We start from the raw sequence: 14,384 nt of genomic DNA on the forward strand, positions 1-14,384 counted from the left end.
ACCATCGGTTGTCCGATGGACGGGGTATCAACATATCTGGCGTTGATTTTTGGCACGCTGTTGAGTTCTCAAGGAACGGTCGCTTCCTTTGTACTCACCCTCTCGGGCTTTCCTCCGGGCGCTTCCCTTCGTTCTTGCGTTTCCGACTCTATCAGATCTTTTTCCGATCCGATTTCCTCGGTGCTTTCCAGGTTCCCGCTCTCGCGTTTCCCTTTCCGGCGGTTCCGACTCTATCAGATCCTTTCGGCGTCTGATCCCCGGTCAGCGGGGTTTGCCTTCCCGGCCGTTGGGCCGTTCCGACGAGTGAGACTTTAGCGGATTCCTGGCTCCCGAGCTAATCGGGGGCCCGGCGCCCTTTCGAACGCGGATTCCTCATTTCGCAAATACGCACACCAAAGCAGTCGACACCGACAGTGTCGATTGAGTGGGTGGTGCTTGCGGAATGGCTGTCCGGGGACCGACCGGGGTCGGCGCTCACGTCGGACAACTCGGAGAACAGTACGTATCGGCGTGGGTCGTGTCAACTCGCTGCCGCGAGGCACTCCCGAGGCGTACGGTGGGGGGCGTGATGACGCGTACGTGTACCCAGCTCTGGTGGGCCGCCTGACGGCGGCCGTACTCACGTATGCACTCAACGGCCGCCGCTTCGGCGGCCGTTCTCGTATCTCCCTCCGGGTCTCGGGGGCCGGCCGCAGGGGCGGCGGTCCCGACCAGAAGGTGGAGTGGAGATGACTCGGGTCTTCAGCGGGATTCAGCCGACCGGGCACCTGACCCTGGGCAACTACCTGGGGGCCATGCGGCGCTGGGCGGAGGTGGACCAGCATCGGGCGGAGTCGCTGTTCTGCGTGGTGGATCTGCACGCGCTGACCATGGACCACGACCCGGCGCGCGTACGCAGGCTCAGCCGGCAGACGGCGACCTTGTTGCTGGCGGCCGGGCTCGACCCCGACGTGTGCACGGTGTTCCTGCAAAGCCATGTCGACGAGCACACGCGGCTGTCGTACCTGCTGGAGTGCGTGGCGACCGACGGTGAGATGCGTCGGATGATCCAGTACAAGGAGAAGGCCGCGAAGGAGCGGGACCGCGGTGGGAGTGTGCGGCTGTCGCTGCTGACGTACCCGGTCCTGATGGCGGCGGACATCCTGGCGTACGGCACGGACGAGGTGCCGGTCGGCGAGGACCAGGCGCAGCACGTCGAGCTGACCCGGGATCTGGCGGTGCGGTTCAACCAGCGCTACGGGCAGGCGTTCGTGGTGCCGAGGGCGACGATTCCGCGGGTGGCGGCGCGGGTGATGAACCTCCAGGACCCGGCGAGGAAGATGGGGAAGTCGGACGACTCGGGTACGGGGGTCGTCTATCTGCTGGACGAGCCGGACGTGGTGCGCAAGAAGGTGCTGCGGGCCGTGACGGACAGCGGGCGAGACGTCGTCTACGACCGGGCGGAACGGCCGGGCCTCGCGAATCTGCTGGACATTCTCGCTGCGTGCACGGGCGGGAACCCTGAGTCACTGGCAGACGTTTACGACTCGTACGGCTCTTTGAAGAGGGACACCGCGGAGGCGGTGGTGGAGGTGCTGCGGCCGGTGCAGGCCAGGCACCGGGAGCTGTGCGCTGATCCGGCGTATGTCGAGGGGGTGCTGCGGGATGGTGCGGAGAAGGCGCGGGCGTTGGCTCGGCCGACGGTCGATACGGCCTATAGGGCGATCGGGCTGCTGCCGCCCGTCGCGGAGCCTTCGCTGAGCGCCGCGCGTTAGCCGGGCGGCGGTCCGCGGGCGGCGCTCCGCCCGGGTCGGTCCGTGGGCGGTGGGTGGGCCGCCGCCCACGGGCCGGCGTGGGGCGGTGGGTTCAGTCCTTCTTGCCGGAGGCGAGTTCGCGGCTGCGGTCGCGGGCGGCTTCGAGGGCGGCGATGAGGGCGGCCCGTACGCCGTGGTTCTCCAGTTCGCGGATGGCGTTGATGGTGGTGCCGGCCGGGGAGGTGACGTTCTCCCGGAGCTTGACGGGGTGTTCGCCGCTGTCGCGGAGCATCACGGCGGCGCCGATCGCGGACTGGACGATGAGGTCGTGGGCCTTGTCGCGCGGGAGACCGAGCAGGATGCCGGCGTCGGTCATGGCTTCGACCAGGTAGAAGAAGTACGCCGGGCCGGAGCCGGAGAGCGCGGTGCAGGCGTCCTGCTGGCTCTCGGGGACGCGGAGGGTCTTGCCGACGCCACCGAAGATCTCCTCGGCGTGTGCGAGGTGCTGTTCGGTGGCGTGGCTGCCGGCGGAGATGACCGACATGGCCTCGTCGACGAGGGCGGGGGTGTTGGTCATGACCCGGACGACGGGGGTGCCCGCGGCCAGGCGCTCCTCGAAGAAGGAGGTGGGGACACCGGCGGCTCCGCTGATGACCAGGCGGTCGGCGGGGACGTGCGGGGCGAGTTCGTCCAGGAGGGTGCCCATGTCCTGCGGCTTGACCGTGAGGATCAGGGTGTCGGCGGTCTTGGCGGCCTCGGTGTTGGTGACCGGGGTGACTCCGTAGCGGGTGCGGAGTTCTTCGGCGCGTTCGGAGCGGCGGGCGGTGACCAGGAGGTCGTCGGGGGCCCAGCCGGCCCGGATCATTCCGCTGAGCAGGGCTTCGCCGATCTTGCCGGTGCCGAGGACTGCGACTTTCTGGCTCATGCGGTTCAGTCTGGCACCGGGGTGGGGTGCGCGGGCGGGTTGTCCGGTGGGCGGGACGTCGGCCGGGGGGCCTCGGTCACGCCGTGCGCCGTCGCAGCGTCGCCGCGCCCAGGCCCAGTACGAGCAGCGCGCAGCCGGCCACGATCAGGACGTCGCGGACGAAGGTCGCGGTCATGTCGGCGTGGTGGAGGACCTGGTTCATGCCGTCGACGGCGTACGACATCGGCAGGACGTCGGAGACGGCCTCCAGGACGGGGTGCATGTCGGAGCGGGGGGTGAACAGGCCACAGAGGAGGAGCTGGGGAAAGATCACCGCGGGCATGAACTGGACCGCCTGGAATTCCGAGGCCGCGAAGGCCGAGACGAAGAGACCGAGGGCCGTGCCGAGCAGGGCGTCGAGGAGGGCGACGAGGAGGAGCAGCCAGGGGGAGCCGGTGACGTCGAGGCCGAGGAGCCACACCGCGAGTCCGGTGGCGAGGGCGGACTGGACGATGGCGACGGCGCCGAAGGCGAGGGCGTAGCCGGCGATGAGGTCGGCCTTGCCGAGGGGCAGGGCGAGGAGGCGTTCGAGGGTGCCGGAGGTGCGTTCGCGCAGGGTGGCGATGGAGGTGACCAGGAACATCGTGATCAGCGGGAAGATGCCGAGCAGCGAGGCGCCGATGTTGTCGAAGGTGCGCGGGCTGGCGTCGAAGACGTAGCGCAGCAGGATCAGCATCAGGCAGGGGATCAGGACCATCAGCGCGATGGTGCGCGGGTCGTGGCGGAGCTGGCGCAGGACCCGGGCCGCGGTGGCGGCGGTGCGGGAGGCGTCGAGGGCGCTGGGGCCCGTGGCGGAAGCCGCCGGGGTCGTCGTGTTCGCCGAGTTCGCCGTGGTCAGGGGGCTCGGGCTCATCGGGTGCTCTCTTTCGTGCGGCCCGCGGTGGCCTCGTCGACCAGGCGCAGGAAGGCGGCCTCGACGGTGTCGGTGCCGGTGCGGGTGCGCAGAGCGTCCGGGGTGATTCCCCCGGCGAGGATCTCGCCCTCGCGCATGAGGAGGAGGCGGTGACAGCGCTCGGCCTCGTCCATGACGTGGGAGGAGACGAGGAGGGTGGTGCCGCGGGTGGCGGCGAGGTCGTGGAAGAGCTGCCACAGGTCCCGGCGGAGGACGGGGTCGAGGCCGACGGTGGGTTCGTCGAGGACGAGGAGTTCGGGGGTGCCGAGGAGGGCGGCGGCGAGGGAGACGCGGCCCCGCTGGCCGCCGGAGAGGTTGCCGGCGAGGGCGTCGGCGTGGCGGGTGAGGTCGACGTCGGCGATGGCCCGGGTGACGTGCTGGTGGCGGCGGTCGGCGGCGGCGCGGCCGGGGTCGAGGATCGCGGCGAAGTAGTCGAGGTTCTGACGGACGGTGAGGTCGTCGTAGACGGAGGGAGCTTGGGTGACGTAGCCGATGCGGCTGCGCAGGGCGGGGTGGCCGGCCGGGTGGCCGAGGACGTCGAGGGTGCCGGTGACCTTGGCCTGGGTGCCGACGATCGCGCGCATGAGGGTGGATTTGCCGCAGCCGGAGGGGCCGAGGAGGCCGGTGATCCGGCCGCGGGGGACGGTGAAGCGGAGGTGGTGCAGGACGGTGCGGGGGCCGCGGGTGACGGTGAGGTCGTCGGCGTGGATCGCGGGGGCGGAGGCAGCGGGGGGTGGAGGGTCCGACTTATAATTCATCATGTGATGAATACTTGGGCTGGAGGGGTCGGCACGTCAAGGGGCGAGGGCGAAGAGGGAAAGAGTGGAGAGGGAGAGGGTGGGGGCCGGTGACGGGTGCGGGAGGGGCGGGAGGTGGGGTCAGGGCTTGCGGGCGACCAGGAGGCGGACGTCGTACGTCTCCTCGACCGTGCCGTCCGGGAAGACCTCCAGCAGATGGGCGCGCTCCTCGGCGAGGAAGGCGGTCGTGCGCTCCTCGGGGCTGGTGAGGAAGGCCGAGTGGCTGCCGATGTTGGCGAGGTGGGTGTCGACCGGGACGCGACGGCTCCAGCGGACCGTGCGGCGGACGAAGTCCAGACGCCCGCTGGGGTCGGCCAGCTCGACGCGGTCACCGGCCTTGCGCGCTTCGGCGGCGACGTCGACGCCCAGGAAGCGGCAGACCCGGCGGGCGGCGTCGGCGATCCACCCGATATCCAGCGCCTCGGTGTTCCACCACAGCGCCAGCGCACCGCCCGGGCGCAGCACGCGCAGCGCCTCCGGCACCGAGTGGGCCGGGTCGGTCCAGTGCCAGGCCTGGGCGTAGGTGATGAGGTCGGCGTGGGCGTCGGTGACGGGGAGGGCGTTGCCGTTGCCCCGGACCAGCGGGATGTGCGGGAGCGCGCGGCGGAACTCGGCGGCCATGCCCGCGCCGGGTTCGACGGCGAGGACGTCGGCGCCGCGGGCGTGCAGGAGGGCGGTGGCGATGCCGGTGCCCGCGCCGACGTCCACCGTCCTGGCGCCCGGAAGGGGGCGGCCGGCCAGTTCCTCGACGGCGTCGAGGAGGGCGGGCGGGTAGGAGGGGCGGTTCGCGGCGTACTGGGCGGCGGCGGAGTTGAAGGACGCGGCGCGGGCGGCGAGGGAGGCGTGCGGGTCGGCGGGCGACGGCTCGGTGACGGTCATGGGTTCCTGTCTACGGCATCGCCGCGCGCCTGCCGTACCCCTTTTCCGTCCTGCCGTCGCGGTTCCACCGTCGCCGTTCCGCTGGTGCCGTCCTAGCCGTCCTAGCCGTCCTAGCGGCGGCGCTTCTTCTTCGACGGGTTGCCGGTGCGGCGGGTGGTGCGGCGTGCGTGGGCCTCGCGGGCCTGCTCGTACTCCTCGCGGTGCAGCTTCTCGCCCGGTGCCTCGGTGAGGGAGCGGAAGAAGTAGGCGAGCAGGGTGCCGACGAAGCCGATGGCGAGCAGACCGCGCAGGGACGCCTGGCGCTGCGGGTCGTGGCGCTTGCCGAAGCCCTCCCAGGTGTTGCGGAAGGCGAGCGCACTGCAGATCGCGAACATGGCGACGACCAGCACGGTCACGAAGGAACCGGACTCGGCGATCCGGATGCCCTCGTAGGCGAGGCGCAGCACCAGACAGGAGACGGCGGCGGCAGCGAGGGAGCCGACGGCGACGCCGGCGCGGCGGGCCGCGTAGCCGTTGTCGTGGTTCACCCAGGAGGTGCCGAAGAAGCGCAGGGGCTCGGGGCGGGGGCCGCCACCCTGCGGCGGCGCGCCGTCGCCCTCGGCCGCGCGGCCGGCGGAGCCCGCCGAGGTGTCCGGGGTGCCGGTTTCGTCGCTCACAGCACGATTATGGCGCCGCCGGCGGACGGGCTTCCGGGCGGGGTGCGGTGCCGACGGGGTGCGGTGCCGGCGGGGTGGCGGTTCCGCGTCGGAGGCCCCCGTCCCGCCGAGGCATGGCCCCGGCGGGACGGGAGGGCTCACGGCGCCGGCCGTGGCGGGTGCGGTCCCGGCCGTGTCCAGTAGGTGCGGTCCCGGCCGTGCGCAGTGAGTGCGGGCCGGGGTCAGCCGCAGCGTGGGGCGATGTAGCCGTCGGCGCCTGTGTGGACGTAGGCGTCCGAGACGTACTCGCCGCTGTCGATGAGGTCCCAGATGTTCGTCGTGCCGTAGGTGCCCGTCACCGTCGTGCCGGGCGCCTGGCAGTAGATCGGCACCCGGACGCCCTCCGGCAGGACGCGGACCAGGTTGTACTGGGTGCCCGGGCCGCTGCGGACGTTCAGCCGGACGCCGGGCGCGACGGCGTAGGTGCGGACGGCTGCCGCCGCCTGCGTCACCACGTCCTCGGCACCGCCGGTGCCGTTGACGCCGTTCTCGATGGCCTCGGCCTCATGTGCGCGGTCGACTGACATGAAAATGGTCCTCCCCCGTCGTCTTCCTTGAACTCGGCGCGAAACGCAGGTGCGCGACGCGCACCCAGACGCTAGCAAGCCGCCTCTGTCTCGTACGAGTCATCGACTAGGCTCCGTGCGTCGCGCGCGCGGACGAAGAGCACGGGGGTGGTCCATGGCGCCACAGCGCAACACCGGAGCGGGCGCGGAAGCGGAACTTCCCGAGTACGCCGGGCACTACCGGCTGGAGTCCTGCCTGGGCTCCGGCGGCATGGGGGTCGTACACCTCGCCCGGAGCACCTCCGGGATGCGGCTCGCGGTGAAGGTCGTACACGCCGAGTTCGCGCGGGATCCCGAGTTCAGGGGCCGTTTCCGGCAGGAGGTGGCCGCCGCGCGCAGGGTCAGCGGGGCGTTCACGGCACCGGTCGTGGACGCCGATCCCGAGGCCGAACGCCCCTGGATGGCCACTCTGTTCATTCCCGGGCCGACCCTGTCCGACCATGTGAAACGGAAGGGCCCCATGCCCACGGAGCAGCTGCGCCGGCTGATGGTGGGGCTCGCCGAGGCGCTGCGGGACATCCACCGGGTCGGGGTCGTGCACCGGGATCTCAAACCGAGCAACGTGCTGCTCGCCGAGGACGGGCCGAAAGTCATCGACTTCGGCATCTCCCGGCCGAAGGACAGCGAACTGCGCACCGAGACCGGCAAGTTGATCGGCACTCCGCCGTTCATGGCGCCCGAGCAGTTCCGGCGGCCCCGGGAAGTCGGCCCGGCCGCCGACATCTTCGCGCTGGGCTCGGTCATGGTGCACGCGGCCACCGGGCGCGGGCCGTTCGACTCCGACAGCCCGTACGTCGTCGCCTACCAGGTGGTCCACGACGAGCCCGACCTGACCGGCGTACCGGAAGGGCTCGCACAGCTGGTACGCCGGTGTCTCGCCAAGGAACCCGAGGACCGGCCCACGCCGGACGAACTGATGCGGGAACTGCGCTCGGTGGCGGCCTCGTACGACACCCAGGCGTTCATACCGGCGCAGCGGACGGGTGCGGAGCAACGGGCGGGCGAGGACCGGGCTCCCGCCGAAGCCGAAGCCGAGGCAGGGACAGGGGCAGAGGTAGGGGCTGGGGGCGCTGCTGGAGCCGGTCGCTCCGAGGGAGCCGGTCGCTCCGAGGGAGCCGGTCGTTCCGAGGGCGCCGGTCGGCGTACGGGCCGAGGCCCGGGGCGTCGGCGGGCGGTGGCGCTCACGGCCGGCGGCCTGGGGCTGGCGTTGCTCGGCGCGCTCGTTTCGGTGTGGGCGTCCGGAGGAAACGATCAGGCGCCCCACAGGGAGGGCGAGCCGGCCCTGACGGCGGCCTCCGGCAGCACGTGGACGGCGCGGCCGGCGGCCGGCGGCGCGGGCATGCCGCACTGCGCGTACGGGGCCGGGAAGGTGGTCTGCGCGCGGCCGGGTGTCGTCTTCGCGCTCGCCGCGAGCGACGGCGGGCTGCTGTGGCGGCGCTCGGTCGACACCCGGTCCACGAGCGGGCCCCCGGCCCTCTCCGGCGGGCTGGTCCAGCCGTACACGGACGGCGGCTCACGGCTCGCCGGGCTGGATCCGGCCACGGGCAGGCAGGTGTGGCAGCGGCGGCTTCCGGCCGGGACGACCGTGCGGTACGCCGGTGACACGGCCCTGCTCACCAGCGCCGACGGCACGGTGACCGGTGTGGACGGCTCGACCGGCACCACGCGCTGGCGAAGCACGGTGCCCGGTCAGGGCATGCCGGCCCTCGACGCGTTCCCCGGCGCCTCGACGGCCTTCGCGACGCGTACGTCCGCCGACGGGACGAGCACACGGGTGACCGCCGTGGACCCGGGCACCGGCCGGGTGCGGTGGGACGTACGGCTCGGTGGCTGGCTCAAGCCGTTCGCGGCGCAGGGCGGTGCGGTGTTCTTCCTGGCCGTGGACAGCACGTACGGCGCCAAGGCGATCGTCCGCTACACCCCCGGCACGGGCGCGACCCGGCGCGTCGCACTGCCCGCCGTCCTCGACGGCGCGCACGCGACGGTGCGCGGGAACGTGGTGTACGTACTCGCCACCGGGGGCTCCCTGGACGCCGTGGACATGGCGTCGGGGCGGTCGGGCAAGCACCTGTGGCACCTGGAGACGTCGGTGAGCCGTGGTTCGGCGCCCGTCGTGCGGGGCGGGCGGGTGTACCTCACCGCGAGCGACGGCCGGCTGCTCGCCGTCGACGCCGGCAACGGCAGGCTCGTCGGGCAGACGCCGGCGCGGCTGGGCGCGAACTCGGCCGAGGTCATGAGCACCCCGCCCGCACCGGTACCGGTCGACGCCCGCGTCCTCGCCGCCGCGCCCGACGGCACGGTCTTCACCGTGGACGGCGGGAAACCGTCGGCTTGGTGACCCCGGACGCGGGGGGGGGGGGGGAGGCCGGGCGGCGCGGGGCAGACCCGGCGAAGGGCCCCGTGGACCGGCGAAGGCCCCCGTGGAACGGCGAAGGGCCGCCCCCCGTCGGGAGCGGCCCCTTTTGCCGTGGCTCAGCCCAGGCGGGAGACGTCGCGCACCGCGCCCTTGTCCGCGCTCGTTGCCATCGCCGCGTAGGCGCGCAGGGCGGCGGAGACCTTGCGTTCGCGGTTCTTCGGGGCGTAGACGCCGTTCAGGGCCTGCTCGCGGCGGGCCAGCTCGGCCTCGTCGACCAGCAGCTCGATCGTGCGGCCCGGGATGTCGATGCGGATGCGGTCGCCGTCCTGGACCAGGGCGATCGTGCCGCCGGAGGCCGCCTCGGGCGAGGCGTGGCCGATGGAGAGGCCCGAGGTGCCGCCGGAGAAGCGGCCGTCGGTGATCAGGGCGCAGCTCTTGCCGAGGCCACGGCCCTTCAGGTACGAGGTCGGGTACAGCATCTCCTGCATGCCGGGGCCGCCCTTGGGGCCCTCGTAGCGGATGACGACGACGTCGCCGTCCTTGACCTCCTGGGTCAGGATGCGCTGGACGGCCTCCTCCTGGGACTCGCAGACGACGGCCGGGCCCTCGAAGGTCCAGATCGACTCGTCCACGCCGGCCGTCTTGACCACGCAGCCGTCGACGGCGAGGTTGCCGCGCAGGACCGCGAGGCCGCCGTCCTTGGAGTAGGCGTGCTCGACGGAGCGGATGCAGCCGTTCTCGGCGTCGTCGTCCAGGGCCGCCCAGCGCTCGGACTGGGAGAAGGCCTCGGCGGAGCGGACGCAGCCGGGTGCCGCGTGCCACAGCTCCACGGCCTCCGGGGACGGGGAGCCGCCGCGGACGTCCCAGGTCTTCAGCCAGTCGGAGAGGGAGGGGCTGTGGACGGCGTGCACGTCCTCGTTGAGCAGGCCGGCGCGGTGCAGTTCGCCGAGGAGGGCGGGGATGCCGCCGGCGCGGTGCACGTCCTCCATGTAGTACGTGCGGTTCTTGGCGACGTTCGGGGCCACCTTGGCCAGGCAGGGCACGCGGCGCGAGACGGCGTCGATCTGGTCCAGACCGAACGGGACGCCCGCCTCCTGGGCGGCGGCCAGCAGGTGCAGGATCGTGTTGGTGGAGCCGCCCATCGCGATGTCCAGGGCCATGGCGTTCTCGAAGGCCTGGAAGGTGGCGATGTTGCGGGGCAGGACGGTGTCGTCGTCCTGCTCGTAGTAGCGGCGGGTGAGGTCCATGACCGTGCGGGCCGCGTTCTCGTACAGGGCGCGGCGCGCGGTGTGGGTGGCGAGGACCGAGCCGTTGCCGGGCAGGGAGAGGCCGATGGCCTCGGTCAGGCAGTTCATGGAGTTGGCGGTGAACATGCCGGAACAGCTGCCGCAGGTGGGGCAGGCGTTCTCCTCGATCCGGAGGATGTCCTCGTCGGAGATCTTGTCGTTGACGGCGTCGGAGATCGCGTCGACCAGGTCGAGCGTGCGGACCGTGCCGTCCACCAGGGTGGCGCGGCCGGACTCCATGGGGCCGCCGGAGACGAAGACCGTCGGGATGTTCAGGCGCAGGGCCGCCATCAGCATGCCCGGGGTGATCTTGTCGCAGTTGGAGATGCAGACCAGGGCGTCGGCGCAGTGCGCCTCGACCATGTACTCGACCGAGTCCGCGATCAGGTCGCGGGAGGGCAGGGAGTACAGCATGCCGCCGTGGCCCATGGCGATGCCGTCGTCGACGGCGATCGTGTTGAACTCGCGCGGGATGCCGCCCGCCTCCTTGATCGCCTCGCTGACGATCCGGCCGACCGGCTGGAGGTGGGTGTGGCCCGGCACGAACTCGGTGAAGGAGTTCGCGACGGCGATGATCGGCTTCCGGCCGATGTCCGCACCGGGTACACCGGAGGCGCGCATAAGGGCGCGGGCGCCCGCCATGTTGCGGCCGTGGGTGACTGTGCGGGACCTCAGCTCGGGCATCGTCGCTCGCTCCTTCAGACGGATGTGGCTGGTGTCGAGCGTACGCCGGTCATCCAGTGGGCGGGACAAGGTGTCCGGATCGCGGGACGCGCGTTTCACGGAGAGGTCAGATGCCCCTGGACGACGGGGGCGACGCGGGCGATGATCCGCTCCAGGTCCGCCGACGCCAGCGGCTCCACCTTGATCACGTAACGGAGCATGGCACAGCCCACCAGCTGGGCGGCCGCCAGCTCGGCGCGCAGCTCGGCGTCCGGCAGCTCCAGCCGGGCGGCGATGCGGCGCAGCATCTGGGTGGCGACCAGGCGGCGGAAGACGGCGGCGGCCGTGTCGTTGTTGACGGCGGAGCGCACGATCGCGAGCAGCGGGGTGCGGGTGGTGGGGTTCTCCCAGACGCCGAAGACGAACCGGGTCAGCCGCTCGCCGACGGCGTCCGGGGGGCCTTCGGCGACCGCCTCCGGGGCGTCCAGCGCGGGGGCGAAGGCGACCTCGACGGCCGCTTCGAAGATCTGCTCCTTGGTGCCGAAGTAGTGGTGGACGAGCGCGGAGTCCACGCCGGCGGCCTTGGCGATGCCGCGTACGGACGTCTTCTCGTAGCCGCGCGCGGAGAACTCCTCGCGGGCGGCGGTGAGGATGCGGTCCCGGGTGCCGGCGGACTCGGTGCGCGGGGGCCGGCCCCGGCGCCGGGCGGGCGGCTCGGGGGCGGTGTCGTCCGCCGGCGGGCCGGCGGTCATCGGCGGGCCACCCGCACGGCCGCCGCGGCCAGGTGCTTGCGCGTGTACTCCAGGGCCTCGGCGAGGTCGGCCTCGCGCTCGGCGCCGGACATCGCCCGCCGGGTGTTGACCTCGATGACGACATGGCCGTCGAAGCCGGTGTGCACCAGGCGCTCCAGCAGTTCGGCGCAGGGCTGGGTGCCCCGGCCGGGCACCAGGTGCTCGTCCTTGGCGGAGCCCCGGCCGTCGGCGAGGTGGACGTGCCCGAGCCGGTCCCCCATGCGGTCGACCATGCCGAGGGCGTCGGTGCGGGCCGTCGCCGTGTGGCTGAGGTCGATCGTGAAGTGCCGGTAGTCGTCGTGGGTGACGTCCCAGTCGGGGGCGTAGGCGAGCATCTCGCGGTCGCGGTAGCGCCAGGGGTACATGTTCTCGACGGCGAACCGCACGTCCGTCTCGTTCGCCATCCGCCAGATCCCGTCGACGAACTCCCGGGCGTACTGCCGCTGCCAGCGGAAGGGCGGGTGGACGACGACGGTGGAGGCGTCCAGCTTCTCCGCCGCCGCCCGGGCCCGCTGGAGCTTGACCCAGGGGTCGGTGGACCAGACGCGCTGGGTGATCAGCAGGCAGGGGGCGTGGACGGCCAGGATCGGGATGCCGTGGTAGTCCGACAGGCGGCGCAGGGCCTCGATGTCCTGGCTGACCGGGTCGGTCCACACCATGACCTCGACGCCGTCGTAACCGAGGCGCGCGGCGATTTCGAAGGCCGTCGCCGTCGACTCGGGGTAGACGGAGGCGGTCGAGAGCGCGATACGCACGTCTGCGTCCCTTGGTTCAGCCACGTCCGTCACCATACGGCGTCGGGCGGTGCCGGTGTTCGGTGCCTATTCGCCGTTGTGAGGTATGCCATTCGGGCGGGTGCGGGTCGTTCGCGGCTTGTCGCGCCGTTCCCCGCGCCCCTTCCGGGGCGCTATGCGGAACCCATGTGGTCGAGGCGCCGGAGGATCACGCCCTCCCTCAGGGCCCAGGGGCAGATCTCCAGTTTCTCCACGCCGAAGAGGTCCATCGCGCCCTCTGCCACCAGGGCGCCGGCGAGGAGCTGGCCGGCCCTGCCGTCCGAGACGCCGGGCAGTTCCGCGCGCTGCTCCGCCGTCATGCCGGCCAGACGCGGGACCCAGGCCTCCAGGGACTCGCGTTTGAGCTCGCGCTGGACGTAGAGGCCGTCGGCGCTGCGGGCCGCGCCGGCGATGCGGGCCAGCTGCCTGAAGGTCTTGGACGTGGCGACCACGTGGTCGGGGGCGCCGAAGCGGCTGAATTCGCCGACCGTGCGGGCGATCTCCGTGCGGACGTGGCGGCGCAGGGCGCGGACGTCCTCGGGGGCGGGCGGATCGCCGGGCAGCCAGCCGACGGTGAGGCGGCCGGCGCCGAGCGGGAGGGAGACGGCCGCGTCCGGTTCCTCGTCCATGCCGAAGGCGATCTCCAGGGAGCCGCCGCCGATGTCCAGGACCAGCAGCTTTCCGGCGGACCAGCCGAACCAGCGGCGTACGGCGAGGAAGGTGAGCCGGGCCTCCTCGGCTCCGGCGAGGACCTGGAGCCGTACGCCGGTCTCGTCGGCCACGCGCGCGAGGACGTCGTCGGCGTTGGTGGCCTCGCGGACGGCGGAGGTCGCGAACGGCAGCAGGTCCTCGACGCCCTTGTCCTCGGCGGCCTGGAGCGCGTCCCGTACCACGGCGATCAGCCGGTCGATGCCTTCGTCGCCGATGGCACCGCTGTCGTCGAGGAGCTCGGCGAGCCGGAGTTCGGCCTTGTGCGAATGCGCGGGCAGCGGGCGCGCGCCGGGGTGCGCGTCCACCACCAGCAGATGCACCGTGTTCGAACCCACGTCCAGGACACCGAGTCTCATGTACGGAACGCTACTGCCAGAACGTCCGTCCTCGGTCCCCGATGCGGCACCCGGCCACTTACCCTGGACGGGTGCCAAAGACGAAAAAGGCGAAGGCCGACAAGGCGGGCAAAGTTCGCAAGACCGCCAAAAGCACCACGGAGGCGCTGATGGGCGACGAGAAGGGGCTCGACTTCGCCCGCGCCTGGGTGGAGTTTCCTGATCCGGCGGACGACGAGCAGGTCTTCCGCTGCGATCTGACCTGGCTGACCTCTCGCTGGAACTGCATCTTCGGCAGTGGCTGCCAGGGCATCCAGGCGGGCCGTGCGGACGACGGGTGCTGCACGCTGGGGGCGCACTTCTCCGACGAGGACGACGAGAAGCGGGTCGCCGAGCACGTGGCGCGGCTCACGCCGGAGATCTGGCAGCACCATGACGAGGGCACGCGGGGCGGGTGGGTCTCCGAGGACGAGGAGGGTTCCCGGCAGACGCGGCCGTTCCAGGGGTCGTGCATCTTCCAGAACCGGCCGGGGTTCGCGGGCGGGGCCGGCTGCTCGCTGCACATCCTGGCGCTGAAGGAGGGACGGGAGCCGCTGGAGACCAAGCCGGACGTGTGCTGGCAGCTGCCGATCCGGCGCACCTACGACTGGATCGACCGGCCGGACGACACGCGGGTGCTCCAGGTGTCCATCGGGGAGTACGACCGCCGGGGCTGGGGGCCGGGCGGGCATGACCTGCACTGGTGGTGCACCTCGGCGACGTCGGCGCACGGCGCGGGCGAGCCGGTGTACGTGTCCTACCGGGCCGAGCTGACGGAGCTGATGGGCAAGGCGGGGTACGACCGCCTGGTCGAGCTGTGCGAGGCGCGGCTGGCGTCGCGGTTGCCCCTGCTGGCGCCCCACCCGGCCGACCCGGAAGCGTAGGCCCTTCCCGTCTTCCCGGC

General features: G+C 72.2%; 13 protein-coding genes. 3 read left to right on the plus strand and 10 right to left on the minus strand.

Features of this window, described 5'->3' with window-relative positions:
- Positions 1–728 precede the first annotated feature (728 nt).
- Positions 729–1,754: a tryptophan--tRNA ligase gene (gene trpS, locus AQJ11_RS15575; RefSeq protein ID WP_059263489.1), complete on the plus strand. Its 1,026-nt coding sequence runs from the start codon at positions 729–731 to the stop codon at positions 1,752–1,754.
- Positions 1,755–1,845: 91 nt separating this feature from the next.
- Here the strand turns inward: trpS and proC are convergent, their stop codons facing one another.
- The 6 genes from proC to AQJ11_RS15605 form a co-directional block, all read right to left on the minus strand.
- On the minus strand, positions 1,846–2,658 hold the full coding sequence (gene proC, locus AQJ11_RS15580; protein WP_014674170.1) for a pyrroline-5-carboxylate reductase: 813 nt from the start codon (positions 2,656–2,658) through the stop codon (positions 1,846–1,848).
- Positions 2,659–2,734: 76 nt separating this feature from the next.
- The gene (locus tag AQJ11_RS15585; RefSeq protein ID WP_059263490.1) at positions 2,735–3,550 is read right to left on the minus strand and encodes an ABC transporter permease; all 816 of its coding nucleotides are present in this window, start codon (positions 3,548–3,550) and stop codon (positions 2,735–2,737) included.
- Complete coding sequence (locus tag AQJ11_RS15590) at positions 3,547–4,350, minus strand: ABC transporter ATP-binding protein (RefSeq protein WP_059263491.1); 804 nt, start codon at positions 4,348–4,350, stop codon at positions 3,547–3,549. Before AQJ11_RS15590 ends, AQJ11_RS15585 begins: the two co-directional genes overlap by 4 nt.
- A gap of 117 nt (positions 4,351–4,467) precedes the next feature.
- Positions 4,468–5,265, minus strand: a complete 798-nt coding sequence (locus tag AQJ11_RS15595) for a class I SAM-dependent methyltransferase (RefSeq protein WP_014674167.1) — start codon at positions 5,263–5,265, stop codon at positions 4,468–4,470.
- Positions 5,266–5,375: 110 nt separating this feature from the next.
- The gene (locus AQJ11_RS15600) at positions 5,376–5,921 is read right to left on the minus strand and encodes a hypothetical protein (protein ID WP_014674166.1); all 546 of its coding nucleotides are present in this window, start codon (positions 5,919–5,921) and stop codon (positions 5,376–5,378) included.
- A 221-nt stretch (positions 5,922–6,142) separates the two neighbouring features.
- On the minus strand, positions 6,143–6,487 hold the full coding sequence (locus AQJ11_RS15605; RefSeq protein ID WP_059263492.1) for an SH3 domain-containing protein: 345 nt from the start codon (positions 6,485–6,487) through the stop codon (positions 6,143–6,145).
- Between the two features lie 154 nt (positions 6,488–6,641).
- Between AQJ11_RS15605 and AQJ11_RS15610 the strand changes: the two genes are divergently transcribed.
- A complete protein-coding gene (locus AQJ11_RS15610; RefSeq protein ID WP_059263493.1) occupies positions 6,642–8,864 on the plus strand; it encodes a serine/threonine-protein kinase in 2,223 nt (740 codons plus the stop codon).
- 134 nt (positions 8,865–8,998) lie between these two features.
- Here the strand turns inward: AQJ11_RS15610 and ilvD are convergent, their stop codons facing one another.
- From ilvD to AQJ11_RS15630, 4 genes are all read right to left on the minus strand, one after another.
- Positions 8,999–10,852 carry a dihydroxy-acid dehydratase gene (gene ilvD / locus AQJ11_RS15615; RefSeq protein ID WP_014674163.1) on the minus strand — a complete coding sequence of 618 codons (1,854 nt, stop codon included), beginning with the start codon at positions 10,850–10,852 and terminating at the stop codon, positions 8,999–9,001.
- 95 nt (positions 10,853–10,947) lie between these two features.
- Positions 10,948–11,583: a TetR/AcrR family transcriptional regulator gene (locus AQJ11_RS15620; protein ID WP_059263494.1), complete on the minus strand. Its 636-nt coding sequence runs from the start codon at positions 11,581–11,583 to the stop codon at positions 10,948–10,950.
- Positions 11,580–12,401: a sugar phosphate isomerase/epimerase family protein gene (locus AQJ11_RS15625; protein WP_059263760.1), complete on the minus strand. Its 822-nt coding sequence runs from the start codon at positions 12,399–12,401 to the stop codon at positions 11,580–11,582. Before AQJ11_RS15625 ends, AQJ11_RS15620 begins: the two co-directional genes overlap by 4 nt.
- A 128-nt stretch (positions 12,402–12,529) precedes the next feature.
- Positions 12,530–13,462, minus strand: a complete 933-nt coding sequence (locus AQJ11_RS15630; RefSeq protein WP_014674160.1) for a Ppx/GppA family phosphatase — start codon at positions 13,460–13,462, stop codon at positions 12,530–12,532.
- A 71-nt stretch (positions 13,463–13,533) separates the two neighbouring features.
- On the opposite strand from AQJ11_RS15630, the gene AQJ11_RS15635 reads away from it, so the two are divergent.
- Positions 13,534–14,364, plus strand: coding sequence for a DUF3109 family protein (locus AQJ11_RS15635; protein WP_058081425.1), 831 nt, complete (start codon positions 13,534–13,536; stop codon positions 14,362–14,364).
- Positions 14,365–14,384 lie beyond the last annotated feature (20 nt).

Origin of the sequence: Streptomyces corchorusii (genome assembly GCF_001514055.1) — a bacterium.
Taxonomy (GTDB): domain Bacteria; phylum Actinomycetota; class Actinomycetes; order Streptomycetales; family Streptomycetaceae; genus Streptomyces; species Streptomyces olivaceoviridis.

Excerpts from the sequence above, each read along its gene's own strand:
- trpS (WP_059263489.1), top strand. The coding sequence starts at position 729 with ATGACTCGGGTCTTCAGCGGGATTCAGCCGACCGGGCACCTGACCCTG.
- AQJ11_RS15590 (WP_059263491.1), bottom strand. The coding sequence starts at position 4,350 with ATGATGAATTATAAGTCGGACCCTCCACCCCCCGCTGCCTCCGCCCCC.
- AQJ11_RS15595 (WP_014674167.1), bottom strand. The coding sequence starts at position 5,265 with ATGACCGTCACCGAGCCGTCGCCCGCCGACCCGCACGCCTCCCTCGCC.
- AQJ11_RS15630 (WP_014674160.1), bottom strand. The coding sequence starts at position 13,462 with ATGAGACTCGGTGTCCTGGACGTGGGTTCGAACACGGTGCATCTGCTG.
- AQJ11_RS15605 (WP_059263492.1), bottom strand. The coding sequence starts at position 6,487 with ATGTCAGTCGACCGCGCACATGAGGCCGAGGCCATCGAGAACGGCGTC.
- AQJ11_RS15585 (WP_059263490.1), bottom strand. The coding sequence starts at position 3,550 with ATGAGCCCGAGCCCCCTGACCACGGCGAACTCGGCGAACACGACGACC.
- AQJ11_RS15610 (WP_059263493.1), top strand. The coding sequence starts at position 6,642 with ATGGCGCCACAGCGCAACACCGGAGCGGGCGCGGAAGCGGAACTTCCC.
- AQJ11_RS15620 (WP_059263494.1), bottom strand. The coding sequence starts at position 11,583 with ATGACCGCCGGCCCGCCGGCGGACGACACCGCCCCCGAGCCGCCCGCC.
- proC (WP_014674170.1), bottom strand. The coding sequence starts at position 2,658 with ATGAGCCAGAAAGTCGCAGTCCTCGGCACCGGCAAGATCGGCGAAGCC.
- ilvD (WP_014674163.1), bottom strand. The coding sequence starts at position 10,852 with ATGCCCGAGCTGAGGTCCCGCACAGTCACCCACGGCCGCAACATGGCG.